Here is a 26991-nt window from a genome sequence, read left to right as displayed (position 1 = left end):
CACGAACAGGATGGAAACGAATCTCCATCCTGTTCGATAGGTCTTACCAGATCCTCATCCAGCCCAACTTAAGTGAACTGCATTAGGCCTTCGCGGCCGCCTTTCCCTCGATAAAGCGCGTTTCTCGATGTCGGATCAGAACGCCTTCTTGACCTTGTCCTTGACGTCGCCATAGGCCTTCTGCACCTTGCCGGCGATCCGGTCGCCCGTGCCTTCGGCCTGGGTCTGCCTGTTGCCGGTCGCCTTGCCCGCGGCTTCCTTGACCGAGCCTTTGACCTGCTTGGCCACGCCCGCAACCTGATCCTTGTTCACCATTTTTGCGCATCTCCTGGGGTGTGAATTCGGAGGAATTCATTTGCGGGTAGCCAACGGGCCGGCGTCGGTTAGGTTCCAGGCGTCGCCCGGACGGCAGATCAGGTCGCGCGGCCGCCGCCTTGGGGCAAGGCTGGTGGGCTAGGCTGTGAACACACGTCGACCATGGATATTGGATGGCCGAGCGTGCGGGGAGAAAAATGGCAGAATTTACGCTCTATATCGGCAACAAGTGTTTCTCCTCATGGTCGCTGCGGCCATGGCTGGCGATGAGGCATCTGGAGATCCCGTTCGAGGAAGGTTTCGTGCGGCTGCGCACGCCTGAAACCTTTGCCAATCTGGCGAGAGTGTCGCCGACAGGTCAGGTGCCGGTGCTGAATCACAATGGCAAGATCGTGTGGGAAGCCCTTGCCATCCTTGAATATCTCGCCGACCTGTTTCCCGAAAAAAAGCTCTGGCCGGCCGATATCGACGCCCGTGCGCTGGCGCGTTCGGCTGCGACCGAGATGCATTCCGGCTTTCGCGAGGTTCGCTACGGCTGGCCGATGAATTTGCGTCGGCCGAAGGGCCACAAGCCGCTCGACGCCGAGGGCGAGGCGCAACGCGCCCGCATCGAGGCGCTGTGGCGCCAGTGCCGGGAAAAATACGGCAAGGGCGGCCCGTTCCTGTTCGGCCACTTCACCGCGGCCGATGCCATGTATGCGCCTGTCGTCACCCGTTTCGACACCTATGGCGGCACGCTGGCGCCGGATACGCGCGCCTATGTCGACGCCGTGCTGGCAACGCCGGCAATGCGCCACTGGTATGCCGAGGCGGCCAGGGAGACGTGGCCGGAACCCGGTCCGGACGAATAGGATCCAAACGAAAACGCCCCTCGCACCTTTTATCGTGCGGGGGGCGTCTTTGCCATCAACTGTTATTCGATTGCTCTCATGAACTGCCGATGACACCGAATAAATGCGCGTCTGCGCAGATGGTTCCTGGATGCCGGAAAACTTTTCTCAAGTTGGCGCAAGCGCGCTGTTTGGTGTCCGATTTGCCGTCATGCCAGGTGTTTTGGCCAGGTGGTTTGGGAGAATTCCGCAGCTGTGGCTTGATGCAAATTTGACAGCGCGCCAAAAGAAGCCTATAAGCAAATCGTCGATATTTGTTTGACTGACTTTTGTTATCCGCGCTTTCGAGCGCGCCTTTGACGAACTTCCCACATCAAAAATCGGGACAAACGACGTTGTGCATCCGCATGGCGTCGAACGAATATTTGCCATGGAAAGGGTTCGTCATGAGCACCGGCACAGTTAAATGGTTCAACGCCACCAAAGGTTTTGGTTTTATTCAGCCTGACGACGGCTCGGCCGACGTTTTTGTCCACATCTCGGCCGTAGAGCGCGCCGGCATGCGCGACATCGTCGAGGGCCAGAAGCTCGGCTACGAGATGGTCCGCGACAACAAGTCGGGCAAGATGTCCGCCGACCAGTTGAAGGCGGCCTGAAAAAAGAATTCAGCTCTCCCGGTGACCACGGATGTACTGGCACCGGTGAGTGGCGAATTCGGGCGCATGGCCGCGGAGACCTGAGTTTCCACGGCATATCATGCGCATGAGAAGGGCGTTCGTGCATCCCCGGTGCATCCTTTTTGGATGTCATCTGGTTGCGCGGCGCTCCATGAAGGTCAGGCGGTGCCTGGCCTTTTTTATTTTGCGCGCCTCGCCGCCGAAAGTGCGCTGCGCGCCAGCCTGGACGTGCTAAGGGACGCTCCAGCAATTTGAATTCGCCGCGCGTATTGCTTTGTGCGTGATCCTGACCGAAGACCCGGTCTCGCTCCATCGGCACAGGCTCCTGACAGGAGAAAGATTTGACCACCAGTTCAAAGACAACCGTCGATCAGGCCGTGTCCCTGTTCAGCAAGACGCAAACCCAGTCGATGTCGCTCAACCGCATCAATTCCGAGCGCGACGCCGTCAGCGAGGCACGTGAAGCCAAGACCGCGCGTCTGCGCGAATTGCGGCTGGAGAAGGAAGCCGACGAGATGGCCGCCGCCGCCGCGCTAGCCGCTTTGCCGAAGCGGGCCGGAAGACGCTGATGGCCACCAAACGCGTACCGCCAACACCGATTGCCGCCGACGCAACCATTGCCGATATGGTCGAAGGCCTCGACAAGCCGGTCGAATTCGTCAGGCGTGTGCTGGAAAAGCTCGAACGCTGCAAGCGTGCCCACGGTGATGCCCAGGTGCGCGTCGGCGTGCGTGGCCGCGCCGAATGCCCGAACTACCTGATCGAATATGTCCGCGAAGACGCCAAGACCCATGAGCGGGTGACTTATCAGGACGCCGCCTACAGCGGCAGCACGCATCGCGAGCTGGCGGCCCATCACATCGAGGCGGTGAAAAACTGGTCGCCCGAGGAAATGAACATCACGGCCGTTTCGGCGCTGATCGGCCGCCTGCGCAATCCGCGCGCCCCATCATCGCGCTTCGCCGACGAGGACTGACATGGCCATAAAATTCTCCTCCAAGGATCAGACGGCAGCCTCGGGTGCTGCGGCAAAACCGGCCAAGCCGGTTGCCGCGCCGAAAGCCGGCGACGCCACCGAGGCCGCGACCGATCTGTTCAAGTCGCCGGCGGATTCGCCGAAGGGCAAGACGGCTAAGAAGAAATAGCGCCTTGCCGCAAGACGCCGATCAAAACCCCGCCGCGCCGGGGCTGTCCGCCCTGGTGGCCGCCGCGAGCGTTGTGTCGTCGCAACACGGCACCTTCGATTGCCAAAGCTGCGGTGCCTGCTGTTCCTATTCGGCCGAGTGGCCGCGCTTTTCCACCGAGGATGACGCACAGCTCGACCGTATCCCGGAAAAATATGTCGCATCTGACCTGTCAGGCATGCGCTGCGAGGGCGTGCGCTGCTCGGCGCTGTCCGGCGAGATCGGCAAGTCGACCGCTTGCGGCATCTACGACGTCCGGCCGGACGTCTGTCGCGCCTGCATGCCCGGCGACGAGGAGTGCCTGATGGCACGCCAGGCGCTCGGGTTACCGGTGTAGCCAATCTCCAATCGCCTCCGCTTGTGCGCCGACCCGCAGCCCGATACCTTCCTGGTTGGGTAGGGTGCCGGAGGAACCATCGTGAGCATCGAATTTCTGTTGACGTCCCTGATTGTCGTGGCTTCGCCCGGCACCGGCGTTCTCTACACGCTGAGCGCCGGCCTCTCGCGCGGTGCGCGAGCCAGCGTCATCGCCGCCTTCGGCTGCACGCTCGGCATCATCCCGCACATGGCCGCTGCCATCACTGGCCTGGCGGCGCTGCTGCATACCAGTGCGCTCGCCTTCGAGACGCTGAAATATCTCGGCGTCGCCTACCTGCTCTACATGGCCTGGAACACACTCAAGGAAAATGGTGGCCTCAGCGTCGACCAGGATGTGACGCCGCGTTCGGCCGGCAAGGTGATTGCCACCGGCATCCTCGTCAACGTGCTCAATCCGAAACTCTCGATCTTCTTCTTCGCCTTCCTGCCGCAATTCGTCAGCACCACGGAGCCCAATGCGCTGTCGAAGATGCTGGAGCTGAGTTCCGTCTTCATGCTTTTGACCTTCGTGGTTTTCGTCGGCTACGGCATCTTCGCCGCCTCGATCCGCAGCCACGTCGTCTCGCGGCCAATGGTGTTGACCTGGATGCGCCGGACTTTCGCCGGCGCCTTCGTCATGCTTGGCGCGAAGCTGGCGCTGGCGGATCGGTAGAGCCACGGGGAGCGGCTCAGTCTTGCTGATCCGCTCGCCTTGTTGCGCTGTTCCGGGCGATGCCCTTTGGGAAATTGCTCGGGCGCGCTACCCCTTCACATAGCCCATCGCTTCGACGATCCGCCCGTCGGCCACGCGCATGAGGTTGACGCCGCGCAGCGAATTGCCGTCGGCCATGAAATAGCGCCAGCGGATCGTTGCCCGGTCGCCGGCAACGAAGGTTTCCTCGACATCGAAGCGCGTGCCGGCCTGGGTTGCTATCGCCGTCCAAAGCCCGACGCACGCCGCTTGACCGGCAAAACGAGCGCCGTCCGGCGCCGGCACGGTGTTCTCGATCACGCAATCCTCAGCCACCAGTTCGGCGAGTGCCGAGGGATCATGGCGTTGGAATACGTCGTTGTAGCGCCGCATGATCTCGGCCGTCTGCTGGGACAGATCGTACGCGGTTGCGTCCATGACAAGCTCCTGTGTCATCTTCTTCCTCCTGGCTTCATTGGCCTTTGGTGGCTTCAACGAGCGTTGCCTTGAGGGTGATCTGAGACACGCCGGCAAGGGCCCGCGAGACGAGGCAGCCCGCCTTGGCGGACTGTGCAAGGCGCTCGAATTCATCTGCGGCGAGTCCTGCGGCCTCCACATCGGTTTCGAGTTCGATCCGGGTGATCGTCGGCCCGGCCGCGGTCGCGCCGAGATGCACCTTGGCGATCGTGTGGATATTGCGGGCAACATGGCCGGCGCCGCCCAGTATGGCGCTCAGCGCCATCGAGAAGCAGCCTGCATGCGCTGCGGCGATCAGCTCTTCCGGGTTGGTGCCCGGACCGTTCTCGAAGCGCGACGGGAAGGAATAGGCGCCTTCGAAGACGCCGCTGCCGAGCCGCAGCCGGCCCGCCCCTTCCTTCAGCGTGCCTTGCCATTTGGCCGAGGCTTCACGAATTGTCATTGTCGTTCTCCCTTGGTTTGAGGACTTGATGGGTCAGGCGCCGTCGATGATCACCTTCCCGAAGACGTCGCCCTGCTGGAAATAGCGGTAGGCATCGCCGGCCTCGGTGAAGGCGAAGACCTTGTCGATGACGGGCCGCAGGCGATGCTGCGAGACGGCGCGCAGCATGGCTTCGAGATTGGTCCGGTTGCCGACGAACAGGCGGCTGATGGTGGCGAGGCTGCGCTGGTAGAGTGCCGCCGGCAGCTGGATCGATCCGCCTTTCGCATCCTGCGGCGTCAAGAGCACGATGTGCCCGTATAGCGTGCTGGCGATCAGCGACTGGGCGAAGGTCGCCGGGCCACCGGTCTCGACGATGAGATCGATGCCCCCGGTCTGGTCGCGGACGGTCGCACCCCATTGCGGCATATCCGATGTCGAAACCACCAGGTCGGCGCCCAGCGCCCGCAGCCTGTCGGCTTTCTCACCGCGCGAGGTGACGGCGGCGACATGGCAGCCGAGCAGCTTGGCGAACTGCAGTGCAAAGAGCGAGACGCCGCCCGAGCCGATGACCAGAACCCATTGGCCGGGCTTCGGAATTCCGGCGCCCGTCACCGCATTCCAGCCGGTCAGGCCGGCACAGGTCAGCGTTGCCGCCTCATGCCAGTCGAGATGATCGGGCAAGCGCACCGCCCATTGTTCGTCGAGAACGGCGTATTCGGTCAGCATGCCATCCAGCGTGCAGCCGAGCTGATCGATGAGTCCGGCATGGATGCGGCCGTCGATCCATCGGGCGAAATAGCTGCCGGTCACGCGGTCGCCGACAGCAAAGCGGGTGACGGTATCGCCGATGGCGACAATGTCACCGGCCCCGTCGCTCAGCGGAACGACGCCTTGGCGCGGCGGCAGCGGATAGGTGCCGTTGAGGATCATCGTATCGCGCCGGTTGAGCGAGGTGGCGCGAACGCGCACCACGATCTCATGCGGCCTCGGCTCCGGCTGCGCCGTGTCGCGCAGCATCAGGGGTTCGGTCCCAGACCCTTCGAGACGGTAGCTCCGCATGTCGTTCCTCTCGAGAAATATATAGACTGATCTACATATTATATAGACCGATTGTCATATTTTGCGCAAGGCCTTATAATGACCTCTCCTGACAGAGGTTGACATGGCGAACGACACACGAGCCCGCATACTCGAGACGACCGGATTGCTGCTCAGGCAGCGCGGCTATCACGGCACCTCGCTCAATGACATATTGAGCGCCAGCGGCGCGCCGCGAGGCTCGCTCTACTTCCATTTTCCCGGCGGCAAGGACCAACTGGTCATCGAGGTGACGCGCGCCAGTGTTGCCGACGTGACGGAGAGGCTCACCGTGGCGCTGGCAGCAGAACGGGATCCGGCGGTGGCTGTCCATCATATCTACCAGTCGGTGGGACGCATGCTGGAAGACAACCAGTTTTCGCTCGGCTGTCCGATCGCGCCTGTCGTGCTGGACTCGCCCACCGACGTGCCGGAACTGGCGGAGTTGTGCCGCTCGGCCTTCGAACAGTGGATAGGCCTGCTGCGGGACGCCTTCGTCAGGGTAGGGGTGCCCGAGCGCCGCGCGCATGCATTGGCACTGCTGGTCGAATCGTCGCTGGAGGGGCTGATGGTGATCGCCCGCGCCACCCACGACCGCGCCCCGGTACAGGCTGTGGCCGATGAGGTCGCAGCGCTGATCGAGCAGGCGGTACTGGCCGGCGAGGTAAAGCAACGCGCGGACGCCGCCGTCTGAGACGCCGACCGCTGCGCAAAAAAAGGGCGGCATCTCTGCCGCCCTTTCCGTATCTGAAGGCTGATAGGGCTGGATTAGAAATCCATGCCGCCACTCAAGCCCGCTTGCGGGCTTGAGCAATGTTAGTTCATGGGCGTGCTTTATGGACTTCTTAGAAATCCATACCGCCCATACCGCCCATGCCGCCGCCCATGCCGCCAGGCATGCCGCCGCCGCCAGCCGACTCCTTCTTCGGAGCCTCCGCGATCATGGCTTCGGTGGTGACGAGCAGGCCGGCGACCGAGGCCGCGTCCTGAAGAGCCGTACGGACAACTTTGACCGGATCGACGATACCCATGGCGATCATGTCGCCATATTCGCCGGTCTGGGCGTTGTAGCCGAAGGTCGCGCCCTTGTTCTCAAGGATCTTGCCGGCAACGATCGATGCTTCCGCACCAGCGTTGGCCGCGATCTGGCGGGCCGGAGCCTGCAGCGCACGACGAACGATGTTGATGCCGGCGGCCTGGTCGGCGTTGACGCCGGTGGCCTTGATGTTGGCCGAAGCGCGCAGCAGCGCGACGCCACCACCAGCAACGATGCCTTCTTCGACGGCCGCGCGGGTCGCGTTGAGGGCGTCGTCGACGCGGTCCTTCTTTTCCTTGACTTCGACTTCCGTCGCGCCGCCGACGCGGATCACCGCAACGCCGCCGGCGAGCTTCGCCAGACGTTCCTGCAGCTTCTCCTTGTCGTAGTCCGAAGTGGTCTCTTCGATCTGCTGCTTGATCTGGGCGACGCGGCCCTGGATCTCGGCCTTCTTGCCGGCGCCGTCGACGATGGTGGTGTTCTCCTTGGAGATCGACACCTTCTTGGCGCGGCCGAGCATGTTGAGGCCGACGTTCTCGAGCTTGATGCCGAGGTCTTCCGAGATGACCTGGCCACCGGTGAGGATGGCGATGTCTTCCAGCATGGCCTTGCGGCGATCACCGAAGCCCGGCGCCTTGACGGCAGCGATCTTCAGGCCGCCACGCAGCTTGTTGACGACCAGCGTGGCCAAAGCCTCGCCTTCGACGTCTTCCGAGATGATGAGCAGCGGCTTCGAGGTCTGCACGACGGCTTCGAGAACCGGCAGCATGGCCTGAAGGTTGGACAGCTTCTTCTCGTGCAGGAGGATGTAGACGTCCTCGAGCTCGGCAACCATCTTGTCGGCGTTGGTGACGAAGTAGGGCGAGAGATAGCCGCGGTCGAACTGCATGCCTTCGACGACTTCGAGTTCGGTCTCGGCGGTCTTGGCTTCCTCAACCGTGATGACGCCTTCGTTGCCGACCTTCTGCATCGCTTCCGCGATCATCTTGCCGACCGACTCGTCGCCATTGGCCGAGATCGTGCCGACCTGGGCGACTTCCTCGGAGGTCTTGATCTTCTTGGCAGCCTTGCCGAGCGCGCCGACGACTTCGGTCACGGCCAGATCGATGCCGCGCTTCAGGTCCATCGGGTTCATGCCGGCGGCAACGGCCTTGTGGCCTTCCTGGACGATCGACTGTGCCAGAACGGTTGCGGTCGTGGTGCCGTCGCCGGCGATGTCGTTGGTCTTCGAAGCAACTTCGCGGACCATCTGCGCGCCCATGTTCTCGAACTTGTCTTCAAGCTCGATTTCCTTGGCGACGGTAACGCCGTCCTTGGTGATGCGCGGGGCGCCGAACGACTTGTCGATGACGACGTTGCGGCCCTTGGGGCCGAGCGTGACCTTCACCGCGTCGGCGAGGATGTTGACGCCGCGCAGCATGCGCTCGCGGGCATCACGGGAGAATTTTACGTCTTTGGCAGCCATTTTTAGCTCCTGGCAGGGGCTTTGATCGAGCCCGGGAATTCAGTTGACGGGGAAAGGCCTGATATCAGCCGATGATGCCCATGATGTCGGATTCCTTCATGATCAGAAGGTCTTCGCCATTGAGCTTGACTTCGGTGCCCGACCACTTGCCGAACAGGATGCGGTCGCCGGCCTTGACGTCCAGCGGGACCAGCTTGCCAGCTTCGTCACGAGCGCCGGAGCCGACAGCGATGATCTCGCCTTCCTGCGGCTTTTCCTTTGCCGTGTCGGGGATGATGATCCCGCCAGCGGTCTTGGATTCGGATTCGACCCGGCGAACGACCACGCGGTCATGAAGCGGGCGGAACTTCGACTTTGCCATTTTTTCTTCCTCGATGAGAACGGTGAGAAACAGTTCCTCCATCCGGCGGCGCCGGACATGTGGTTAGCACTCACCAAAGGCGAGTGCTAACGTGGCGCTGAAATAGGCTGGCGGCGCGCCGGAGTCAAGGCGATTGGAGCGCCTCTTGGCGGCATGATGATGAACTTACCGGTGCCTGGCCGAACCGAGTACCATAAGCGGGCACCGTTCGGCCAACGGATAGCTGCCGCTCGGCACGACGCGCACCTCGCCGAACCAGTTGGCGGCCTCTTCGATCAGCGTGGCCAGCGTCGCGAAACTGTAGCCTATGTCCGAGCCGGCATAGACGTCGATCGTGTTGATCGAGCTCATGCTCCACCCCGTCCTTGCGGCAAGAGCTTCGCGGTCTGGGAACAGTCTGCCGAACGTATCGCGGATCGTTGCCACCTTGATGGCGAAATCGGGGTCGTTCGTCGTGGACGCCATCGCGATCCGCCATTTGAGCGCGTGGAAATTCTCGACCCCGCCGGCCAGAACCAGAGCTTCGATCCCGCGCAGATCATCTGCCGTTTCCGGTCGTGCGAAGACGCGGATCGCTGCGCGCCTGCCAGGCTTCAGCACCCTGGCGACCTCGCCAAACAACGAACTGCGCGCCGCCTGGGAATCGACCGCCGACAGGCATCCGTCGCCGATGACGGCGTCGATGCTTGCGTGATCCACGGGCAGGTTAAGCCAGTTGCCGGCGATTGCCCTTCGCGAGCCGTCATCGCCGGCCCATACGCCGGAAATCATGGCCGCCGACTGGTCGACCGCCAACATCGACTTGCCCAGAATTGCCAATTCCGGGGTCACCCCCAAGAGGAGGACATCGGCATTTCCGAGATCAAGTTCGCGATCGAATATAGCGACGGTTTCCGCTGTTGGCCGGAGCGGCGCTTCCAGAAGTTTCCAATGGCGGTGGTAATCGTCCCAATGATTTGTCATGCAATTTATTGGCCCCTGGACGCCTGGATTTGGATACCCGCCGGGGCTTAATAGAGGTCGTCGGACAAGCCAAGACATTTCAAGAATTTACAGACAGTCCAAGAGGTAGATAGTGGCGCGCATCGTTGTGATAACGCACGAGCATGACAGGTTCCTGGGCAGGCGCGACATCCTGCTGCGCAGGAGCAGCCCATACATGCTGTTCGACATTCTTGCGGAATTGAAAAGGCGCGGCCACTCGGTTCAGGTTCAGCAAGGCCTGTCGAAGCCGGTCAGCGCCGATATGGCGGTATTGCATGTCGATGCCACGGTGACGCCCACGGACTATGTCGACTACGCCCGGAGTTTTGCCTTCTGCCTCAACATCGGCGCCGCCGACATCTCCAAGCGGCGGATCAGCGGCGCATTGGTCGACAGAACCGACAGCTGGCAAGGTCAGGTGATCGTCAAAAGCAATCTCAACAATCGGGGTATTCCGGAGACGCTCCTCAACCGGCGATCCGAGCGTGCCGGGAAACAGCAGCCGTTTCCGCGCTTGCCAGCCTTGCATCCTTATGAGGTCCATGGATCTCTCGGCGACGTTCCAGATGGCGTCTTTGATTGCGACGATCTCGTCGTGGAAAAGTTCATTCCGGAGAGAGAACCCGACGGTTTTGCTGTTCGTTTCTGGGTGTTTTGCGGAGAGCGCGAGCGCTGCACCCGCTACGTCTCCCCGAACGGCCTGGTCAAGGCATCGGAGACGATCCGGCGCGAGCCTGTCCCGGTGCCCGACGAATTGCGTGAGCGTCGGCGTGAACTCGGCTTTGACTATGGAAAATTCGATTTCGTCATGCATGAGGGCAGGGCCGTCCTCCTCGACGCAAACAAGACTCCCGGCCGTCCGCAAAACCTCGTCAAGATGTTCGCGGCCGGCGCTTCCGATCTGACTCACGGCTTCGAAGGCCTCATCCATCGGGCGAAATAGGCGCGGCTGAGATCGCCGCGGACGCCCTAGAGAAACAGTCGCAGCTGCGTGTGAATGATAGACCGGTAATCCTCGATGGTCTGGCGGCTTTCCGCTTCGCCCTCGGCGAGCGCCAGGCGCACCACGCCGCCGGCGAGCTGGAAGATCAGCAGGACCATGCGTTCGAACTGCTCGCGCCTCTCGGGCTCGAGCAAGGCGATGACGTGGTCGCAGAACATTTGGGCCTGGTGTCGGGTTTCGGCGATGTCGAGGTTTTTGAGCGCCTTGTCGGCCTGGATGGCGTTCTGCAGATCCTGGATGGCCGGATCGCCGGCGACACGGCTGAGATAATCATCGAGCAGCCGGTCAGCGGCCACGATCACGTCGTTCGCCTCGCGGATTTCGGCGATGATCGTGGTCAGCCGTGCCCGGCTGACCTCTGAAAACCGCTCATAGAGCATCGCCAGGATCGCCGATTTGTTGGGAAAATAGTGGTAGACGGTGGCGATCGGCCCGCCCGCCAGCATGCCGACTTCCTTCATGGTGACGGCGTCGATACCCTTTTCCCCGATCAGCCGCATGGTCGTCGACAGGATCGCGTCGATGCGCTCGCGGCTGCGTTCCTGCTTGGGCCTGCGCCTCGGCTCGGTCGCCATTCTCTTCAATTCCGTCATGCACCGATCTTTCGCACGGCTTCCCAAATTCCGGTTGACAAGAAATATGATCAAGTATCAGTTTCTGAAATACTGACAGGTTGTCAGCTTTTTTGCCGCACGGCAAGGACGTTGGGAGGCGCCTTTGGCTTCGACAGATACCGGCCACGCAGGCAGTGGCGACTGGCTGGTCGGCAATCCGACCGGCTGGCAGCTCGCCTCGGCCTTGTGGATCGGTTCGGTCGGCCTGCTCATCCTCGGCCTGCAGCCGGTGCTGCTCGGAGCTCTCTACACCGAAGGCCATGTCAGCGGCGACGAACTGGCGCTGGTCGCCACAGCCGAGATGATCGCTATTGCCATCGGTTCGGCTGTCGTGGCGATGCTGCTTTCGGCGCACCACATGCGCTGGAAAAGTGCCGTCCTTCTGCTGCTGCTGGCGCTGGCCAATGTGTGGACGGCCTATGCCGCGAGCGCCGGCACGCTGATTGCGGGCCGCGCCCTGGCCGGGCTCGCCGAGGGCGGTCTGGTCGCCATCGCCACCGAACTGATCGCCCGCTCGCGGCGCGCCGAGCGCATCGGCGGCTATTTCGTCACCATGCAGACGCTGGCGCAATGCGCGCTCGCCCTGTTGCTGGCGCTCTATGTCATCCCGGCCGCAGGGGCGTCGGGCGGCTTCATCGTTCTTGCCGTCGTCTGCGTCGTGTCGCTGGTGGTCGCCTTCACTGTTCCCGGTGACTATGCCGACCTGCCCAAGGAGGAGAACCTGGTCAATGTGCTGACGCTTCCCTCGACGACCGCGCTGCTGTCCGTCTTCTGCTATTTCATGTTCTTCGGCGCGGTCTGGGCCTTTCTGGAACCGCTTGGCGCACAGTATGGCATCGATGGCCGCACCGTCGGCCTGATCGTCTCGGCCAGCCTCGCCGTGCAGGTCCTGGGTGCTATGACGGCCACCGTGTTCGAGGCGCGCATCGATTATCGCCTTGCCATCGCGGCGATCGGCGTCGTCGCGCTTGTCAGCTCCCTGGTTCTCGCCAGTAGCCCTGGCCTGACGACGTTCTGGGTCGCTGCCTTGGCCATGGGCTTTATCCTGCTGTTCATCGTGCCCTACCAGATCCGTCTGGCGATCACCGCCGACGAGACGCGCACCGCCGTGCTGCTGGTGCCGGCAGCCCAGCTTTTCGGCCTGGCGATCGGACCGATCGCGGCGTCGCTGCTCATCGACGGCAGGGATTTCCGGCCGGTGCCGGAATTCGCCGCCGCCAGCGCGGTCGCCAGCGTGGCGCTGCTCGGTCTCTTCGTCCTTGTGTCGCGTCGCCGTCGTGCGGTTGCCTGAGCGGGGGGTGGCATGTCGAACATTTGGAGCAACTGGTCGGGCTTTGTAAGCGCCGAGCCCAAGCTGATCGCCAGCCCCGGCGACGCCGGTGAACTCGGTGATCTCGTCCGGACCGCGCCTGGCCCGGTGCGCGTCGCCGGTGCCGGTCATTCCTTCACGCCGCTGGTGAAATCGCAAGGCACGATCCTGTCCCTGGAGAGGCTGGAAGGGCTGGTCTCGCACGACGCCGAAACACATCGGGCGCGGGTGCGGGCAGGGACCCGGCTCGGCCCGCTGATGCGCATCCTGCAAGGCATTGGCCAGGGCCTGCCCAATATGGGCGACATCGACCGCCAGGCGATCGGCGGCGCGCTGGGTACCGCTACGCACGGCTCGGGGCCGACGCTCGGCGCCTATCACACGCAGCTGGAGACGGTGCAGATCGTCGACGGGCTTGGCAAGGTCCGCGACTTCAAGCGGGCAGGGGATCAGGACATGATCCACGCCATCGGCGTCGCGCTCGGCGCTTTCGGCGTGCTCACCGAAGTGACGCTGAACAACATCGCGACCTACCGGTTGCGCCGCCGCAAATATGTGCTGCCGATCACTGAGATGCTGCGCGACTTCGAGGCGATGATGGCCGCGCATCGCTCGGCCGAATTCTACTACATTCCGTTCTCCGGCTATGCGCAGTTCATCGCCAGCGATTTCAGCGACGCCGCACCCACCGCACGGCCGCCGGAAGAGGACGAGGCGGGTTTGAGGACGCTGCGTCGGCTGCGCACCTCACTTGCCTGGCTGCCATCGCTGCGTGGCCGCCTGATCCGTTCGGCGGCCGCCAGATTTCCCGCCGAGGACTACGTGCAGGACTGGCTCAACGTCTATGCCAGCGACCGGCAGACCAAGTTCAACGAGATGGAATATCATTTGCCGTTCGAGGAGGGGCCGAAGGCGCTGGCCGAGATCATCGAGCTGACCGAGAAGCGCTTTCCCGAGGTCTATTTCCCGATGGAGGTGCGCTCGGTCGCGCCGGACCAGTTCTGGCTTTCGCCATTCTACAACAGGCTGACCTGCTCCATCGCCATCCACCATGATGCAGCGAACGATCCTCTGCCGTTCATGCGGGCGGCAGAGCCGATCTTCCGCAGATATGGCGGCAGGCCGCATTGGGGCAAGATGCACAGCCTGAAAGCGGCGGATATGAAAAAGCTCTACCCGCGCTGGGACGATGCCATGGCGGTGCGCCGCGACATCGATCCGCAAAACCGCTTCGTCTCCCCCTACATGGCCGGCTTGTTCGGCATCGAATGATGAGCACCTATTTTTCCACCCTCTCGGATGCGCTGAAGGAAGCCGGCATCTTCCAGCCCTGCCTGCTGCTCGATCGCGACCGGCTGGACAGCAACATTGCCCTGGTGAAGGGGAGAGTGGATCCCGGCCTGGCCGTGCGGCTGGTCGACAAATCGCTCGCCTGCCTGCCGCTGCTTGCGTATATCGCCAAGGCGCTTGGCAGTGAGCGCTTCATGACCTTCCACCCGCCGATCAGCGAGGCGGTGCTGAAGGCGTTCCCGGATGCCGATCTGCTCTACGGCAAGCCGATGCCGATCGGCGCGGCAAGGGCGGCGCTGGTGAAAGCCGATACCGACTGGTCGCGCGTCTGCTGGCTGATCGACAGCGAGGAAAGACTGGCGGAATATGGCGCGCTGGCAGACGAACTCGGCATCGGCCTGCGCATCGCTTTCGAGATCGATGTCGGGCTGCATCGCGGCGGGTTCGCCAATCCTGACGCCTTGTCGGAGGCGTTGAGCGCGTTGCCGGCCCGGCTGCATTGCGAAGGCGTCATGGCCTACGAGGCGCATGCGCCGCTCATTCCTGGCCTTTTCGGCGGACCGGCAAAGGCATTGGCAAAGGCGTCGGCGCAGGCCTCGGCGTTCGTCGCCTGTCTCGGCGCCGACCAGCGCCGCATCCTGAACATCGGCGGCAGCAAGACCGCGCTGCTTCATCATGGCGGCGCGGCCAATGAGGTCTCGATGGGCTCGGCCTTTGTGCTGCCCAGCGACTTCGATACGCCAGGCCTCGACGGCTTCCAGCCGGCGGCCTTCATCGCCACGCCGATCCTGAAAATGGTCGAGCCGATGCTGCCCGGCCCGCCGGCCGTCACTCGCCTGCTGCAGGCGCTCGGCCGGTTCCCGCGCAAGGGTTGCTACCTCTATGGCGGCAAGTGGATGGCCGAGCCGGTCTTCCCAGAAGGCATGAAGGCGAACGGGCTGCTCGGCCTGTCCTCCAACCAGCAATTCATGGGCTTGCCCGCCGACGCGACCGCAAAGCCCGGGGACTACGCGTTTCTAAGGCCGACGCAGAGCGAAGCCGTGCTGCAGCAGTTCGGGTCGATCGCGGTGTTTTCCGGCGGCCGGATCGCCGATCGCTGGCCGGCGTTGCCGATGGCCTGACCGACTACGCCTTCACCGGTATCCAGATCTCCAGCCCGCCCTTGCCGCTGCGCGGGTCGAATTCGGGGCCGTAGCGTTCGAATTCCGGCGCGTCCGCGATCTCATGCCCGGAGGCCGGCAGCCATTTGTTCCAGATCGTGTTGACCGTCCGGCGGATGGTCGAGATGTGTTCGCGGTGGGCAAAGACCGCATATTTCTGCGCCGGCACCCGCACCCGGTAGAAGTCCCTGGGCAGGTCGGAGAAGTCAGACACTTCGACGCCGGCGATGTAGTCGAAATTGCCGGCATCGTCGCCGTTGACGCAGACGCCATAGGCGACGTCGCCGGTCTCGCCCGGAATGTTGCCGATATAGGGGCCGAAGCGCTGCCACTGCATCGGGATGGCGGCGCTGGTTTCGCAGCTGTAGCGTTCGCCGAGGCCGGCCATCAGGAACGGCCGGCTGGTCTCGAAACGCGGCGGTTCGAGATTGGTGAGGAGGGACTGGTCCATCAGGATCGGCTCCACGAGGTCGAGCTTGTCGAGTGTGCCCTGCGCGCGCACCAGTTCCGGCGTGGTGCCGAACTGATCGCGGAAGGCACGGGTGAACGCCTCATGCGAGTTGTAGCCGGCGTCGAGCGCGACGGCGAGGATGTCGGGCGCCCCGCCCGCCAGCTTGCGCGCCGCCTCGGTCAGCCGGCGTGAGCGCATGTAGCCCATCACCGACCGGCCGGTGGCGGCGCCGAAGGCGCGCGTCACATGAAAACGCGACACGCCGCTGCTTTGCGCGACATCATCAAGCGAGATCGCCTCCGGCAGATGGCTTTCGACGAACCACAGCGCTTTCTCGGTCGGGTCCATTTTCTCCTCGCATTGGCCAGATCATCCTGCCGTTTCCTGGCACGGCCAGTTTGATCGAAATTGCGCATCCCGTGCAATCTGTCCCGACGCCGGTCGCCATCCGGCCAACCGCCCCCATGAGCTTTCGCTTGACAGCGACCGGCGTCATCTCTTAGGTATGTTATATTATTACATATCGAGAGCATGAAATGCCTGTTTCCCTTAGCTGGCCCACCACTCCGTCCGAGAAATCCATTGCGAAGCGATTGGGGGAAACCTACGCTGAAGCGGTGATGGTCCCCGAGTCGAAAGGCGAGGGGTGAAAAGGGAACACGGTGAGGCCTGCGCAGGTCCAGACCGTGGCTGCCCCCGCAACTGTAAGCGGCGAGCAAAATCCGTGAATGCCACTGGCCGGCAAGGCTGGGAAGGCTGGATGGCGCAACGACCCGTGAGCCAGGAGACCTGCCATCACTGAGTTGACCGGACGGGGTGTGCCGGGAGGAAACGCGAACTCCGGTCTTGTCGGCCGGTTCGCCAGCTTCCTTCCGTCGCCAGTTTTGGAAAGTGACGGAAAGTTGGACGGCTCCATCCATCGCATCGTCGTATATACGCTTTGCCGTCCCGACAAGCCGGCGGGCAGCAGCCGATGACCGTAGCGCTTCTCGAAGCCCGTGACCTCTGCGTGACGGCGAATGGGCGGGATCTGGTCCATGCGGTCAGCTTCTCGGTGGCCGCCGGCGATCGCCTTGCCATCATCGGTCCCAACGGCGCCGGCAAGACGACGCTGCTGCGCATGCTGTCGGGCATGCTGCGTCCGAGCTCCGGCGAGGTGAAGCTCGGCGGGCGCCGCCTGGACAGGATTTCAGCCGCCGAACGGGCGCTGCACATTGCCGTGGTCGGCCAGACCGACCAGCCCGATCCGCGGCTGGCGGTGATCGACTATGTCGAGCTTGGCCGGGTTCCGCACGCCGGGCTGCGGCGCAGGAGCGAGGAGCGCGAGATCGTCGTCGATGCACTGCGCCGGACCGGCCTGCTGCCGCTATTTGGCCGCACCATCGGCTCGCTGTCGGGCGGCGAGCGCCAGCGCGCCCAACTTGCGCGCGCCATCGCCCAGCAGCCAAAAATCCTGTTCCTCGACGAGCCGACCAACCATCTCGACCCGCGTGCCCGCGGCGAACTGCTCGACCTCGTGGCAGGCTTCGAGATGACGGTGATCGCGGTGCTGCACGATCTGGCGCTGGTGGCACCGTTCGCCACCAGGGTGGCGGTGATGAACCATGCCCGTCTGCAAGCGCTCGCCGCACCGCGCGAAGCGCTGACCCAAAAGCTGATCCGCGAGATTTTCGGCATCGATGTGCTGCGTCTGCGCCATCCGACCGAAGACCGCGAACTGACGGTGTTCGATGTGCCGAACCGTGCCGCGCCGCCGACGTGATTGAAGCCATTTCATAGTCGACCCAATCCCATCCACAAGGAGCAAACCCGTGAAACGCCTGGCCTTTTCGCTTGTCTTCTCGCTGCTGGCCTCGACAGCCCTGGCCTTCCCGGTCACGGTCGACAGCTGCGGCAAGCCGCTGACCTTCGATGCGCCGCCGAAGCGCGCCGTCATCCAGGATCTCAACATGGCCGAGATGGCTTTCGCGCTGAAACTGCAGCCGTCGATCGTCGGCCTGACCGGCATCACCGGATGGTACAAGGTGGGTCCCGAATTCAAGGCCGAGCAGGGTTCGATCCCGGAACTGGCGCCGAAATATCCGACGCTCGAAAACCTCGTCGCGGTCGAGCCGGATTTCTTCTTCGCCGGCTGGTATTATGGCATGAAGCCGGGCGGCGAGGTGACACCCGATACGCTTGCCCCGCACGGCATCAAGACGCTGGTGCTGACGGAAAGCTGCGTCCATCTCGACAAGAGCCGTCCAGCCGCCTCGATGGACCTGCTCTATGGCGACGTCGAAAAGCTGGGCAAGATCTTCGGCAAGGAGGCCGAGGCGGAGAAGCTTGTTGCCGGCTGGAAGACGCGGCTCGCCGACATCACCGCCAAGGTCGGCAACGGCAAGGCAACGCGAGTGTTTCTCTATGATTCCGGCGAGGACAAGCCCTTCACCGCAGGCAAGTTCGCCATCCCCAGCGCCATGATATCAGCCGCCGGCGGCGACAACATCATGGCCGACATGGACACCAGCTGGGGCAACACGGACTGGGAAACGGTGGCGTCGCGCAATCCGCAATTCCTCATCCTGCTCGATTACCAGGGTGGCGGCGGCTACAAGAAGCTGCTCGATTTCCTGAAGGTCCATCCGGCCATGAAAGAGACGGACGCGGTCAAGAACGAGCGCTTCGTCGCCCTGCGCTATGCCGAACTGACACCCGGACCCGCCAATATCGAAGCGATCGACAAAATCGCCAAGGCCATGCATCCGGAAGCGTTTTGATGCCTGTCGCCCAAAAGTGCGCAGCGGTTTTGGGGCAGCGACATGCATGAGCAAAAGATCCTGGTAGTGCGTCGCACGCGTCCTGACAGACACGACGCATTTCCAGGTTTGCGCCATCCGGCATTCGCACTGGCCATGCTGGTGGGAGCGGCGGCGATCGCTGCTCTCGCATTGCTGTCGATCGCCTATGGCTCGACGCTGATCCCGCTGACCGACGTTGTTGCAGCACTTGGCCGCGCAATCGGCTTCAGTGGGCACGACGTGTCCGGGCCGGTCGGCAAGATCGTCGTCGATCTGCGGCTGCCGCGCACGGTCCTGGCCATCTGCGTCGGGGCCGGTCTCGGCGTCGTCGGTGCGCTGCTGCAGACGGTGACCCGCAACGACCTTGCCGACCCGTTCCTGTTCGGCCTGTCGTCGGGCGCCGCCGCGGGTGCGGTTTCCGTCATCACCGTCTTCGGAGACAGTTTCGGCATCTGGACATTGCCGGTCGCGGCCTTCACCGGCGGCATATTGGCTGCCGGTGTCGTCCTGCTGCTGGTTGCGCGGGTGAGGGGGCAAGGCCCGGAGCGGCTGATCCTTGCCGGCCTTGCCGTGTCCTTCATGTTCACCGCCTTGACCAATTATCTTGTCTTTGCCGGCGACCAGCGCGCCGCGCACTCCGTGCTGTTCTGGACCATGGGTGGGCTCGGCCTGGCGCGCTGGGACAATATCTGGCTCGGCGCCTTGGGTGCGGGCACTATCCTGGCTTACGCGCTGTGGAACCACCGCCGGCTCGATGCTTTCCTGGCCGGCGAAAACGCCGCCGAAAGCCTGGGCGTGCCGGTGGCGCGGATGCGAAGGATGACCTTTCTCGTCGCCGCCTTCTCGACGGCGATCCTGGTCTCGGTCGCCGGCGTCATCGGCTTCGTCGGGCTGATGATCCCGCATCTGTCGCGGCCGCTGGCGGGCCCCTTGCACCTGCGCCTGGTTGCCAGCTGCGCCGTGTTCGGCGCGGTGCTGTTGCTGGCCAGCGACCTTCTGGCCCGAACGCTGCTGCCGCCGCAGGAACTGCCGATCGGCATCATCACCAGCTCGGTCGGCGCGTTCTTCGTCGTCACCATGCTGATCCGCAACCGGCTTTAAGCGTGGTCTCGGTCAGGGCCGCGATTACTCTCCCGAAATGCCCAGTTGCACCTGTTGCTTTGGGCGCTTCGACTGGAACAGGGCAAGCAAAAAAACGCCGGCCTGAACCACGACGATCGTCGGGCCCGTGGCTGCGTCGATGTGATAGCTGAGGATCGTTCCCACGACGCTCGACCCGATGGCGGCCGCGGCAGCAATGGCGAGCATCCGCTCAAAGCTCTTCGTCAAAAGAAAACCGATCGCTCCCGGCGCGATCAGCATGGCGATGACAAGGATGATCCCGACAGCCTTCAGCGAGGCCACGATCGTCAACGCGAGCAGCGTCAAGAGCCCGAAATGCAGCAGGTTGACGGGCAGGCCGATCGCGCGCGCATGGGCCGGATCGAAACAATAAAGCAGCAGATCCTTGCGTTTTGCCAGAACGATGAGGATCGCCGGCACGACGATGACCGCCGCCTCGATCACGTCGCGCCACTGGACGCCGAGCATGTTGCCGAACAGGATATGATTGAGATGCTGGTCGGTCTCGACCTTGACGAACAGCACCAGGCCAAACGCGAACATGCCTGAGAAGACGATGCCCATGACTGCGTCTTCCTTGATCCGGCTGTGCTGCTTGAGGTAGCCCGTCGCCAGCGCGCAGCCAAGTCCTGCCACGAATGCGCCGAAGGCAAGCGGGATCCCGGCGATATAGGCGAGCACAATACCCGGAAGCACGGCATGCGAAACGGCGTCGCCCATCAGCGACCAGCCCTTCAGGACGAGATAGCAGGACAACACCGCGCAGATGGCGCCGACCAGAATGGCGACGGTGAGGCCGCGACGCATGAACTCATGGCTGAGCGGTTCGGCGATCCAGGACCAGAGTGTCATCATGACGCGACCTGGGATGCGGCACGTGCCGCCCGGCGCGCGGCGAGACGGCCATGTTTGGGTGCGAAGACGAAGGCAGTCAGAAAGACCACGGTCTGCAGCACCACGATCAGTCCGCCAGTCGCGCCATCGAGAAAGAAGCTGAGATAGGCGCCGACCGCGCTCGTCGCCGCGCCGATCGCCATCGCGAGCAGGATCATGACGCCGAACCGATCGGTAAGCAGATAGGCGGTGGCACCAGGCGTTACCACCATCGCGATCACGAGGATCGCGCCGACGGTCTGGAGCGCGGCGACGATGCAGGCGCTGAGCAGCACGAAGAACAGGACCCGCAACCGCCACGGATTCAGGCCGACGCCGCGCGCATGGTTCTCATCGAAGAACACCAGCATCATATCCTTCCATCGAAGCCCCAATACAGCCAGCGAAACCGCTGCGATGAGGATGACCTGGGTTACATCCTCGTCGGAGATTGCGAGGATGTTGCCGAGTACGATGGACTGGATGTTTACGGAGGTCGGACTGATCGACGCAATCAGCAGCCCGCCAGCGAACAGCGTTGTAAAGACAAGGCCGATCACGGCGTCCTCGCGAAGTTGCGTCACGCGCCGCACCAAGGTGATGCCGAGTGCGGCGATGAGGCCGGAGGCGAATGCGCCGGCGGCATAGGGAAGGGCCAGCATGTAGGCGGCCGCAACGCCCGGCACCACCGAGTGGGCAAGCGCATCGCCCATCAGGGCCCAGCCCTTGAGTATGAGATAGCAGGACAGGAACGCGCAGACCATGCCGACCAGGGCGCTGACCCAGATGGCCTTGGCCATGTAGTTGTAGGTGAAGGGTTCCAGCAGGATGTCGATCACGGGGCTGGCGATCCGCTGTCGGGCTTCATCATCTTCTCTTGATCGCGCTCGCCGTAAAGCACCAGAGGGCGCTCGTCATCGGTCAGCACGGTCAGGTGGCGAGCGTCGGGGTCGTCGTGAAGATCGGCGCCGCCGAGGCGTAGATGCCTCAGCACGCCGCCAAAAGCTTTCGCAAGATTGGCTTGCGTAAACGTTGTCTCTGTCGGTCCGAAGGCCAGCACCGTCTTGTTGAAGATGACGACATGGTCGCAGAAATTGACGATGCTGCCGAGATTGTGCGTCGACACCAACATCAGCTTGCCGTCGTCGCGCATCGACCGAAGGAGATCGATGATCGCTGCTTCGGTCTGCACGTCGACGCCGGTGAACGGCTCGTCGAGCAGGATGATCTCGCCGCCCTGCGCCAGAGCGCGCGCCAGGAACACGCGCTTCTTCTGGCCGCCGCTCAGTTCGCCGATCTGGCACTTGCGAAAATCGGTCATGCCGACCCGTTCCAGCGCCGCGTCGACCGCCATGCGATCGGCTCTGCGTGGGATACGCAGAAAATTCATGTGGCCATAGCGGCCCATCATGACGACATCTTCCACCAGCACCGGAAAGTTCCAGTCGACATCCTCGCTCTGCGGCACATACGCTACCAGGCCGCGCTTCAGCGCTGCGTGGACCGGCAATCCGGCGATAAGCACTGTTCCGGTCGACGGCGTCAGGAAGCCCATCAGCGCCTTGAACAGCGTCGATTTGCCGGAGCCGTTGACGCCGACCAGCGCGCAGATGGTGGAGGCGCCGAGCCTGAAAGAGGCGGAGTGTACGGCCGTGACCCCGCTTGAATAGCTGACGGTGACGTCGTCCACGTCGATGGAGGCAACGACCCGGCCGCTACCGGTCGATGTTCGATCAGGGCTGCCCTGGACGCTGTCCGGAGCGAGCGCGGTGCGAACCCCGGTCACCCGCCGAACCCCTGGACGATAGTCTCGACGGTGGTTTCGAGAAGCTTCAGATAGGTCGGAACCGGGCCGTCTTCCTCGCTCAGCGAATCGACGTAGAGAACGCCTCCATAGGTGGCTCCGGTTTCGCGCGCGACTTGCTTGGCCGCCTTGTCCGAAATGGTGCTTTCGCTGAACACCACCGGAATCTTGTTCTCGCGCACCAGGTCGATGAGCTTGCGCGCCTGTTGCGGAGTGCCTTGCTGGTCGGCGTTGATCGGCCACAGATAGGCTTCGCGCAGATCGAAGTCGCGTGCCAGGTAGCTGAAAGCGCCTTCGCTTGTAACCAGCCAGCGTTGGTCCGTGGGGATCGCCGACAGGCGCTTGCGCATGGGCTCGTCGATTGCCTTGATCTTTTCCGAATAGGCCGCGGCATTGGCGGCATAGACCTGGGCGTTTGCCGGATCCGCCTTGGACAGCGCCTTGCGGATGTTCTCGACATAGATGAGGGCGTTCTTCGGCGACATCCACGCATGCGGATTGGGCTTGCCCTCATAGGGCCCCTCCTTGATCCCCATCGGCTCGACACCGTCCGTGACGACGGCGCTCGGCACGTTCTTCACGTTGTCGAAGAATTTCTCGAACCAGCGTTCGAGGTTCATGCCGTTCCAGAGCACGAGGTCGGCCGATTGCGCCTTCACCACGTCGAGCGGCGTCGGCTGATAGTCGTGGATTTCGGCGCCGGGCTTGGTCACCGACTCTACGATTGCCGCGGTCCCGGCTACGTTTTGCGCGATATCCTGGATGATCGTGAACGTCGTCACGACGCGCAGAACCTTCGCTGCCGCAGGCTGGGTTTCCTGTGCCATGACCGGAACGAGGCTCGCCATCGTCGCAAAACCGATGGCCACAAGGCCGCCAAGCGCCCGCAGCATCGTCCTGCGGGTTGGGGAAGCAGAAACAGTCATCGGATGCCTTTCGACTGGAGTTGATCGTCGCCCATGCGCTGCTCACGTCATGCTAATGCGTTTGATTTGCATCTAATATTGCAGTTGCAACTGATTTGCAAGTAGCTAATTGCAGTCGCGTGGCAACGCGGCTAAGTATGGCGGATGAAAGCGGATAACGACCTTTTCGAGCGATTCCGGAGCAATTTGAAAGCCGCCGGTGTCCGGATGACCGAACAACGCAAGGTGATCTTGCGGCTGCTGGCGGATGCGCACGACCATCCGGACGCGAACGAATTGTATTCTCGTGCCCACCAGATCGACGGCAGCATTTCCTTGTCGACCGTCTACCGGACGTTGCGGCTCCTGGAGGAGAAAGGCGCCATCCAGCGTCATGCCTTCGACGAGGGCCGCGCCCGGTTCGAAAACGCGGACCGTGAACATCACGACCATCTCATCGACCTCGACACCGGTCAGGTGATCGAGTTCCGTTCCGACAAAATCGAGAAACTGCAGGCCGAGATAGCGTCGGAGCTTGGCTTCGAAATCGTCCGCCACAAGCTGGAACTGTATGTCAGGAAACGCGCCAAATAGCGCGGTTTCTGGTCGTCACCATGCTGATCCGGGTCTGATCGCGGCGGGCAAGACGCCGCCGGCTCAGACCGTCCAGAAATAGCGCACAATGTGAAAGAAGACAGGCGCGGCGAAGACCAGGCTTGTCGGTGCGGTCCATCATGCCGCCATGGCCTTCGATCAGATGGCCCCAGTCCTTGACGCCCTGGTCGCGCTTGATGGCCGAGGCGACCAACCCGCCAAGAAATCCCATCGAGCAGGCGACGAAGGCCACGGCCGCCGCCTGCAGCGGCGAGAAGGGCGCGCCGATCAGGCCTTCCCAGGTTTTCGACGGCGAGACGTTCGGCGAAAAACGTTGTTTTCCAAAGAGCTTGCCGAAGATGCCGAACATGCCGCATTTGTGCACCAACGCTCGGGCAGGGCTAAAAACTTTAGGCTTGAAATAAATTTGGTCTGGTGCAATTCTCAATCGTCAGTCGAGAGCGTGGGAGGTCTCGCTGTGCCAAATGCCGGTCGCATATGGGATCGCGCCGGGTGCTGCCGTATATGCGGATGACCAGCCCGGTGTCGGCGCAAAGCCTCCCCGCAAGTTGCGTATTCAAACACACGCACGGCGACAAGACCGTGGCAACGAGCATCTAGGGGACAGCCGCAGAATGCTTGGACCGTCAGCGCATATCGACACGTTCACGCGCGACAACCTTCCGCCCGAGGAACAGTGGCCGAACTTCCTGCTCGATGGCTTCGACTACTCCGAATACCTTAATGCCGGTGTCGAACTGACCGACGTCTGGTCGAAAAGGGTCTGGGTGACCACACCGCGCCGATCGGCAATGGCCGGGCGCTGGCGCTTCAATCATGTCACCACAGTCGAACGCATCATCGGCATGAAACGCAGCACCGGCGGCACGTCGGGCGCTTCGTATCTGAAGAGATGCTGGAGGTTGAGCTGTTCACTGAACTCTGGAAAGTTCGCACCCGGCTCTAAAGCTATTTTATCTATATTGAAAACACTGGGAAGGAGAGAAAAATGAAGAATATCCTGGCAGCCAGCATGTTCGCTTTGTCGCTGGCCACATCTGGCCTTGCCTATGCCGAACCCATCAAGATCGGCGTCATCACCACGCTTTCGGGCGGCGGTGCGGGTCTCGGCGTCGACATGCGCGATGCCTTTACGCTGGCGATGAAACAGTCCGGCAACAAGGATGTCGAGCTGGTCATCGAAGACGATGCCCAGAAGCCCGAGATCGCGGTGCAGCTCGCCGAAAAGATGATCCAGAGCGACAAGGTCGACCTGCTCACCGGCATCATCTGGTCGAACCTGGCGATGGCGGTGGTGCCCAACGCGGTGGCGCAGGACGTCATCTATCTGTCGCCCAATGCCGGCCCGTCGGCGCTTGCCGGCGCCAAGTGCAACAAGAACTATTTCAACGTCGCCTATCAGAACGACAATTTCCATGAGGCGATGGGTCAGTACGCCAACAAGGACTACAAGAAGACCTTCATCCTCGCGCCCAACTACCCGGCTGGCAAGGATTCGCTGACCGGCTTCAAGCGCTACTACAAGGGCGAGCTGGCAGGCGAGGCCTACACCCAGATCGGCCAGGCCGACTACGCCGCCGAGATCGCCCAGATCCGCGATTCCGGTGCCGACTCGGTGTTCTTCTTCCTGCCTGGCGGCATGGGCATTTCCTTCATGAAGCAGTACGCCCAGTCGGGCGTGAATATCCCGGTCATGGGTCCTGGCTTCTCCTTCGACCAGGACATTTTGCCCGCGGTTGGCGACGCAGCCCTTGGCGTCAAGAACTCGGCGAGCTGGTCCAGGGACCTCGACAACGAAGCCAACAAGCAGTTCGTCGAGGCCTTCAAGGCCGAATACAATCGCCTGCCCTCAATCTACGCCGCCCAGAGCTGGGATACGGCGAACCTGATCCTGTCTGCGCTGTCCAAGGCCAGTGTTAAGGACAAGGACGCGTTCCGCGCGGCCCTCAAGGCAGCCGATTTCAAGTCGGTGCGCGGCGAGTTCACCTTCAACACCAACAATCATCCGGTCCAGAACATCTACGTCCGTGAGGTGGTAAAGGAAGGCGATGTCTTGACCAACAAGATCATCGCCACCGCCTTCGAACACCACAAGGACGCCTATGCCGACCAGTGCAAGATGTAGCCCAAGGCTGCATCCGCTTTGCTAAAGTGCCGGCCTCGTCATCGACGGGGCCGGGGCCGCGGCGAGGCCGCATCGCCGTATCTTGCAGCGGCTTGCTTCGGCATTCCCCGCCTTGAACCACAGTCCGGATCGTTCATTTGTCCATCGCCCTTCTGATCGAACAACTTCTCAACGGGCTGCAGCTCGGAGTGATGCTGTTCCTCATGGCCGCCGGCCTGACGCTGATCTTCGGAGTCATGGGCCTGATCAACCTCGCCCATGGCTCGCTCTACATGGTCGGCGCCTTTGCCTGTGCCACGGTCGCCGCCGCCACTGGTTCGTTCTGGATCGGTCTGGTGGCGAGCCTGATCGCTGCGGCAGCCGCCGGTGCGGTCATGGAGATCGTTGTCATCCGCAGGCTTTATGAGCGCGACCATCTTGACCAGGTGCTGGCGACGTTTGCGCTGATCCTGATCTTTTCGGAAGGCACGCGCTGGCTGTCTGGCTCGTTTCCGCTTTATCTCGACATCCCACCGCTGCTGCAAGGCGCGGTGCCCCTGCCCGGCGGTGGCCAGTACCAGCTCTACCGCCTCGCCATTATCGGCGTCGGCATCGCCGTTGCTGTGGGGCTCTATCTGCTGATCTCGCGCACCCGTCTCGGCATGCGCATCCGCGCCGGCGAATCCGACCGCGAGATGATCGCAGCCCTCGGCGTCGACATCCGCACGCTCTACACTGTTGTCTTCGCGCTAGGTGCTGCCCTTGCCGGCCTTGCCGGCGCGCTGGTCGGTGCGCTGCAATCGGTGCAGGTCGGCATGGGCGAGCCAGCACTCATCCTCGCCTTCGTGGTCATCGTCATCGGCGGCATCGGCTCGATCAAGGGCGCGCTGTTCGGTGCCATCTTCGTCGGCCTCGTCGACACGATGGGCCGCTTCCTCCTGCCCAAGGCGCTGGCGTTGATGATGCCGACGGCACAGGCCGGGCTGATCGGTGCCTCACTCGCCTCCATGCTGATCTACATAGTCATGGCCCTGATCCTCGCTTTCAGGCCAAGCGGCCTGTTTGCGGCGCAGTCGTAAGGGC

Annotated in this window: 31 protein-coding genes, 3 pseudogenes and 1 riboswitch; of the genes and pseudogenes, 20 read left to right on the top strand and 14 right to left on the bottom strand. The window is 62.8% G+C overall.

Translation table 11 applies throughout. The annotated features are described in order from the left end of the window. Positions 1-135 precede the first annotated feature (135 nt). Positions 136-315, bottom strand: a complete 180-nt coding sequence (locus NKJ67_RS24385; protein WP_352583547.1) for a CsbD family protein — start codon at positions 313-315, stop codon at positions 136-138. Positions 316-512: 197 nt separating this feature from the next. Between NKJ67_RS24385 and NKJ67_RS24380 the strand changes: the two genes are divergently transcribed. From NKJ67_RS24380 to NKJ67_RS24350, 7 genes are all read left to right on the top strand, one after another. Next, positions 513-1166 (top strand): glutathione S-transferase family protein, encoded by a 654-nt coding sequence (locus tag NKJ67_RS24380; protein WP_352583545.1) that lies wholly within the window; start codon positions 513-515, stop codon positions 1164-1166. Between the two features lie 425 nt (positions 1167-1591). Further along, on the top strand, positions 1592-1801 hold the full coding sequence (locus tag NKJ67_RS24375; RefSeq protein ID WP_010915421.1) for a cold-shock protein: 210 nt from the start codon (positions 1592-1594) through the stop codon (positions 1799-1801). A gap of 362 nt (positions 1802-2163) precedes the next feature. Further along, positions 2164-2391 carry a hypothetical protein gene (locus NKJ67_RS24370; protein ID WP_013532399.1) on the top strand — a complete coding sequence of 76 codons (228 nt, stop codon included), beginning with the start codon at positions 2164-2166 and terminating at the stop codon, positions 2389-2391. Then, a complete protein-coding gene (locus NKJ67_RS24365; RefSeq protein WP_013532398.1) occupies positions 2391-2798 on the top strand; it encodes a hypothetical protein in 408 nt (135 codons plus the stop codon). Before NKJ67_RS24370 ends, NKJ67_RS24365 begins: the two co-directional genes overlap by 1 nt. Before the next feature lies 1 nt (position 2799). Continuing rightward, positions 2800-2967, top strand: a complete 168-nt coding sequence (locus NKJ67_RS24360; RefSeq protein ID WP_127319514.1) for a hypothetical protein — start codon at positions 2800-2802, stop codon at positions 2965-2967. Between the two features lie 55 nt (positions 2968-3022). After that, complete coding sequence (locus NKJ67_RS24355) at positions 3023-3343, top strand: YkgJ family cysteine cluster protein (RefSeq protein ID WP_352583562.1); 321 nt, start codon at positions 3023-3025, stop codon at positions 3341-3343. A gap of 81 nt (positions 3344-3424) precedes the next feature. Then, positions 3425-4036, top strand: a complete 612-nt coding sequence (locus NKJ67_RS24350) for a LysE family translocator (RefSeq protein ID WP_127270585.1) — start codon at positions 3425-3427, stop codon at positions 4034-4036. A gap of 87 nt (positions 4037-4123) precedes the next feature. Here the strand turns inward: NKJ67_RS24350 and NKJ67_RS24345 are convergent, their stop codons facing one another. The 3 genes from NKJ67_RS24345 to NKJ67_RS24335 are packed head-to-tail and all read right to left on the bottom strand — an operon-like array spanning position 4124 to position 6014. Next, positions 4124-4510, bottom strand: coding sequence for a nuclear transport factor 2 family protein (locus NKJ67_RS24345; RefSeq protein ID WP_127396149.1), 387 nt, complete (start codon positions 4508-4510; stop codon positions 4124-4126). Between the two features lie 16 nt (positions 4511-4526). After that, positions 4527-4973, bottom strand: a complete 447-nt coding sequence (locus tag NKJ67_RS24340) for an OsmC family protein (RefSeq protein ID WP_256745589.1) — start codon at positions 4971-4973, stop codon at positions 4527-4529. A 33-nt stretch (positions 4974-5006) separates the two neighbouring features. Next, on the bottom strand, positions 5007-6014 hold the full coding sequence (locus NKJ67_RS24335; protein ID WP_128290247.1) for a zinc-dependent alcohol dehydrogenase family protein: 1008 nt from the start codon (positions 6012-6014) through the stop codon (positions 5007-5009). 103 nt (positions 6015-6117) lie between these two features. Between NKJ67_RS24335 and NKJ67_RS24330 the strand changes: the two genes are divergently transcribed. Beyond that, a complete protein-coding gene (locus tag NKJ67_RS24330; protein ID WP_128309024.1) occupies positions 6118-6726 on the top strand; it encodes a TetR/AcrR family transcriptional regulator in 609 nt (202 codons plus the stop codon). A gap of 151 nt (positions 6727-6877) precedes the next feature. Here the strand turns inward: NKJ67_RS24330 and groL are convergent, their stop codons facing one another. The 3 genes from groL to NKJ67_RS24315 form a co-directional block, all read right to left on the bottom strand. Next, on the bottom strand, positions 6878-8533 hold the full coding sequence (gene groL / locus NKJ67_RS24325; RefSeq protein ID WP_127379092.1) for a chaperonin GroEL: 1656 nt from the start codon (positions 8531-8533) through the stop codon (positions 6878-6880). Positions 8534-8597: 64 nt separating this feature from the next. Continuing rightward, positions 8598-8894 carry a co-chaperone GroES gene (groES, locus tag NKJ67_RS24320; protein ID WP_006203049.1) on the bottom strand — a complete coding sequence of 99 codons (297 nt, stop codon included), beginning with the start codon at positions 8892-8894 and terminating at the stop codon, positions 8598-8600. A gap of 165 nt (positions 8895-9059) precedes the next feature. Beyond that, a complete protein-coding gene (locus NKJ67_RS24315; RefSeq protein WP_352583542.1) occupies positions 9060-9857 on the bottom strand; it encodes a class I SAM-dependent methyltransferase in 798 nt (265 codons plus the stop codon). A gap of 112 nt (positions 9858-9969) precedes the next feature. Here NKJ67_RS24315 and NKJ67_RS24310 point away from each other — a divergent pair, with 112 nt between their 5' ends. Then, the gene (locus tag NKJ67_RS24310; protein WP_127381483.1) at positions 9970-10821 is read left to right on the top strand and encodes an ATP-grasp domain-containing protein; all 852 of its coding nucleotides are present in this window, start codon (positions 9970-9972) and stop codon (positions 10819-10821) included. 26 nt (positions 10822-10847) lie between these two features. On the opposite strand, the gene NKJ67_RS24305 is transcribed toward NKJ67_RS24310, so the two are convergent. Continuing rightward, the gene (locus NKJ67_RS24305) at positions 10848-11474 is read right to left on the bottom strand and encodes a TetR/AcrR family transcriptional regulator (protein WP_164749009.1); all 627 of its coding nucleotides are present in this window, start codon (positions 11472-11474) and stop codon (positions 10848-10850) included. Positions 11475-11598: 124 nt separating this feature from the next. On the opposite strand from NKJ67_RS24305, the gene NKJ67_RS24300 reads away from it, so the two are divergent. Genes NKJ67_RS24300 through NKJ67_RS24290 form a run of 3 tightly spaced genes read left to right on the top strand, consistent with a single transcriptional unit; the run spans position 11599 to position 15215 of the window. Then, positions 11599-12786: an MFS transporter gene (locus NKJ67_RS24300; protein WP_352583539.1), complete on the top strand. Its 1188-nt coding sequence runs from the start codon at positions 11599-11601 to the stop codon at positions 12784-12786. A 12-nt stretch (positions 12787-12798) separates the two neighbouring features. Next, entirely contained in the window at positions 12799-14076 is a 1278-nt protein-coding gene (locus NKJ67_RS24295; RefSeq protein ID WP_352583537.1) for a D-arabinono-1,4-lactone oxidase, read from the top strand. Next, the gene (locus tag NKJ67_RS24290; protein WP_352583535.1) at positions 14076-15215 is read left to right on the top strand and encodes a DSD1 family PLP-dependent enzyme; all 1140 of its coding nucleotides are present in this window, start codon (positions 14076-14078) and stop codon (positions 15213-15215) included. Before NKJ67_RS24295 ends, NKJ67_RS24290 begins: the two co-directional genes overlap by 1 nt. A gap of 4 nt (positions 15216-15219) precedes the next feature. On the opposite strand, the gene NKJ67_RS24285 is transcribed toward NKJ67_RS24290, so the two are convergent. Continuing rightward, a complete protein-coding gene (locus NKJ67_RS24285; protein ID WP_352583533.1) occupies positions 15220-16053 on the bottom strand; it encodes an AraC family transcriptional regulator in 834 nt (277 codons plus the stop codon). 256 nt (positions 16054-16309) lie between these two features. Further along, positions 16310-16516, top strand: a riboswitch (cobalamin riboswitch). A 162-nt stretch (positions 16517-16678) separates the two neighbouring features. Between NKJ67_RS24285 and NKJ67_RS24280 the strand changes: the two genes are divergently transcribed. From NKJ67_RS24280 to NKJ67_RS24270, 3 genes are all read left to right on the top strand, one after another. Then, complete coding sequence (locus tag NKJ67_RS24280) at positions 16679-17467, top strand: ABC transporter ATP-binding protein (protein ID WP_292459288.1); 789 nt, start codon at positions 16679-16681, stop codon at positions 17465-17467. A gap of 49 nt (positions 17468-17516) precedes the next feature. Then, a complete protein-coding gene (locus NKJ67_RS24275; RefSeq protein ID WP_352583531.1) occupies positions 17517-18464 on the top strand; it encodes an ABC transporter substrate-binding protein in 948 nt (315 codons plus the stop codon). Between the two features lie 135 nt (positions 18465-18599). Next, on the top strand, positions 18600-19586 hold the full coding sequence (locus NKJ67_RS24270; protein ID WP_127331546.1) for a FecCD family ABC transporter permease: 987 nt from the start codon (positions 18600-18602) through the stop codon (positions 19584-19586). A 24-nt stretch (positions 19587-19610) separates the two neighbouring features. Here the strand turns inward: NKJ67_RS24270 and NKJ67_RS24265 are convergent, their stop codons facing one another. From NKJ67_RS24265 to NKJ67_RS24250, 4 genes are all read right to left on the bottom strand, one after another. Then, a complete protein-coding gene (locus NKJ67_RS24265) occupies positions 19611-20459 on the bottom strand; it encodes a metal ABC transporter permease (RefSeq protein ID WP_502905235.1) in 849 nt (282 codons plus the stop codon). Beyond that, positions 20459-21319 carry a metal ABC transporter permease gene (locus NKJ67_RS24260; protein ID WP_127267054.1) on the bottom strand — a complete coding sequence of 287 codons (861 nt, stop codon included), beginning with the start codon at positions 21317-21319 and terminating at the stop codon, positions 20459-20461. The genes NKJ67_RS24265 and NKJ67_RS24260 overlap by 1 nt, the downstream gene beginning before the upstream one ends. Then, on the bottom strand, positions 21316-22176 hold the full coding sequence (locus tag NKJ67_RS24255; protein WP_352583559.1) for a manganese/iron ABC transporter ATP-binding protein: 861 nt from the start codon (positions 22174-22176) through the stop codon (positions 21316-21318). The genes NKJ67_RS24260 and NKJ67_RS24255 overlap by 4 nt, the downstream gene beginning before the upstream one ends. 86 nt (positions 22177-22262) lie before the next feature. Then, complete coding sequence (locus NKJ67_RS24250; protein WP_502905232.1) at positions 22263-23210, bottom strand: metal ABC transporter substrate-binding protein; 948 nt, start codon at positions 23208-23210, stop codon at positions 22263-22265. A gap of 144 nt (positions 23211-23354) precedes the next feature. Between NKJ67_RS24250 and NKJ67_RS24245 the strand changes: the two genes are divergently transcribed. After that, positions 23355-23783 (top strand): Fur family transcriptional regulator, encoded by a 429-nt coding sequence (locus NKJ67_RS24245; protein ID WP_023813521.1) that lies wholly within the window; start codon positions 23355-23357, stop codon positions 23781-23783. Positions 23784-23846: 63 nt separating this feature from the next. On the opposite strand, the pseudogene NKJ67_RS24240 reads toward NKJ67_RS24245, so the two are convergent. Next, positions 23847-24144 (bottom strand): annotated as a pseudogene (locus NKJ67_RS24240) (phosphatidate cytidylyltransferase); the annotation flags it as partial. A 274-nt stretch (positions 24145-24418) separates the two neighbouring features. Here NKJ67_RS24240 and NKJ67_RS24235 point away from each other — a divergent pair. The 4 genes and pseudogenes from NKJ67_RS24235 to NKJ67_RS24220 all read left to right on the top strand — a co-directional run. Continuing rightward, positions 24419-24603: pseudogene (locus NKJ67_RS24235) on the top strand (2-aminobenzoate-CoA ligase); the annotation flags it as partial. Position 24604: 1 nt separating this feature from the next. Continuing rightward, a pseudogene (locus NKJ67_RS24230) lies at positions 24605-24750 on the top strand (tryptophan 2,3-dioxygenase family protein); the annotation flags it as partial. A gap of 42 nt (positions 24751-24792) precedes the next feature. Then, positions 24793-25929: an ABC transporter substrate-binding protein gene (locus NKJ67_RS24225; protein WP_352583527.1), complete on the top strand. Its 1137-nt coding sequence runs from the start codon at positions 24793-24795 to the stop codon at positions 25927-25929. 137 nt (positions 25930-26066) lie between these two features. Next, positions 26067-26987, top strand: coding sequence for a branched-chain amino acid ABC transporter permease (locus NKJ67_RS24220; RefSeq protein ID WP_352583525.1), 921 nt, complete (start codon positions 26067-26069; stop codon positions 26985-26987). Positions 26988-26991 lie beyond the last annotated feature (4 nt).

Origin of the sequence: Mesorhizobium sp. M0088 (genome assembly GCF_040322895.1) — a bacterium.
Lineage (GTDB): Bacteria > Pseudomonadota > Alphaproteobacteria > Rhizobiales > Rhizobiaceae > Mesorhizobium.
Note: the sequence above shows the minus strand (reverse complement) of the source record. Positions and strands in the feature narration are given on the sequence as shown.

Bases quoted from the DNA above. Each gene is read 5' to 3' on its own strand.
- NKJ67_RS24245 (WP_023813521.1), top strand. From the start codon at position 23,355: ATGAAAGCGGATAACGACCTTTTCGAGCGATTCCGGAGCAATTTGAAA.
- NKJ67_RS24365 (WP_013532398.1), top strand. From the start codon at position 2,391: ATGGCCACCAAACGCGTACCGCCAACACCGATTGCCGCCGACGCAACC.
- NKJ67_RS24295 (WP_352583537.1), top strand. From the start codon at position 12,799: ATGTCGAACATTTGGAGCAACTGGTCGGGCTTTGTAAGCGCCGAGCCC.
- NKJ67_RS24265 (WP_502905235.1), bottom strand. From the start codon at position 20,459: ATGACACTCTGGTCCTGGATCGCCGAACCGCTCAGCCATGAGTTCATG.
- NKJ67_RS24315 (WP_352583542.1), bottom strand. From the start codon at position 9,857: ATGACAAATCATTGGGACGATTACCACCGCCATTGGAAACTTCTGGAA.
- NKJ67_RS24305 (WP_164749009.1), bottom strand. From the start codon at position 11,474: ATGACGGAATTGAAGAGAATGGCGACCGAGCCGAGGCGCAGGCCCAAG.
- NKJ67_RS24340 (WP_256745589.1), bottom strand. From the start codon at position 4,973: ATGACAATTCGTGAAGCCTCGGCCAAATGGCAAGGCACGCTGAAGGAA.
- groL (WP_127379092.1), bottom strand. From the start codon at position 8,533: ATGGCTGCCAAAGACGTAAAATTCTCCCGTGATGCCCGCGAGCGCATG.
- NKJ67_RS24375 (WP_010915421.1), top strand. From the start codon at position 1,592: ATGAGCACCGGCACAGTTAAATGGTTCAACGCCACCAAAGGTTTTGGT.
- groES (WP_006203049.1), bottom strand. From the start codon at position 8,894: ATGGCAAAGTCGAAGTTCCGCCCGCTTCATGACCGCGTGGTCGTTCGC.
- NKJ67_RS24330 (WP_128309024.1), top strand. From the start codon at position 6,118: ATGGCGAACGACACACGAGCCCGCATACTCGAGACGACCGGATTGCTG.
- NKJ67_RS24290 (WP_352583535.1), top strand. From the start codon at position 14,076: ATGAGCACCTATTTTTCCACCCTCTCGGATGCGCTGAAGGAAGCCGGC.
- NKJ67_RS24360 (WP_127319514.1), top strand. From the start codon at position 2,800: ATGGCCATAAAATTCTCCTCCAAGGATCAGACGGCAGCCTCGGGTGCT.
- NKJ67_RS24280 (WP_292459288.1), top strand. From the start codon at position 16,679: ATGACCGTAGCGCTTCTCGAAGCCCGTGACCTCTGCGTGACGGCGAAT.
- NKJ67_RS24250 (WP_502905232.1), bottom strand. From the start codon at position 23,210: ATGACTGTTTCTGCTTCCCCAACCCGCAGGACGATGCTGCGGGCGCTT.
- NKJ67_RS24345 (WP_127396149.1), bottom strand. From the start codon at position 4,510: ATGACACAGGAGCTTGTCATGGACGCAACCGCGTACGATCTGTCCCAG.
- NKJ67_RS24225 (WP_352583527.1), top strand. From the start codon at position 24,793: ATGAAGAATATCCTGGCAGCCAGCATGTTCGCTTTGTCGCTGGCCACA.
- NKJ67_RS24385 (WP_352583547.1), bottom strand. From the start codon at position 315: ATGGTGAACAAGGATCAGGTTGCGGGCGTGGCCAAGCAGGTCAAAGGC.
- NKJ67_RS24380 (WP_352583545.1), top strand. From the start codon at position 513: ATGGCAGAATTTACGCTCTATATCGGCAACAAGTGTTTCTCCTCATGG.
- NKJ67_RS24270 (WP_127331546.1), top strand. From the start codon at position 18,600: ATGCTGGTGGGAGCGGCGGCGATCGCTGCTCTCGCATTGCTGTCGATC.
- NKJ67_RS24285 (WP_352583533.1), bottom strand. From the start codon at position 16,053: ATGGACCCGACCGAGAAAGCGCTGTGGTTCGTCGAAAGCCATCTGCCG.
- NKJ67_RS24335 (WP_128290247.1), bottom strand. From the start codon at position 6,014: ATGCGGAGCTACCGTCTCGAAGGGTCTGGGACCGAACCCCTGATGCTG.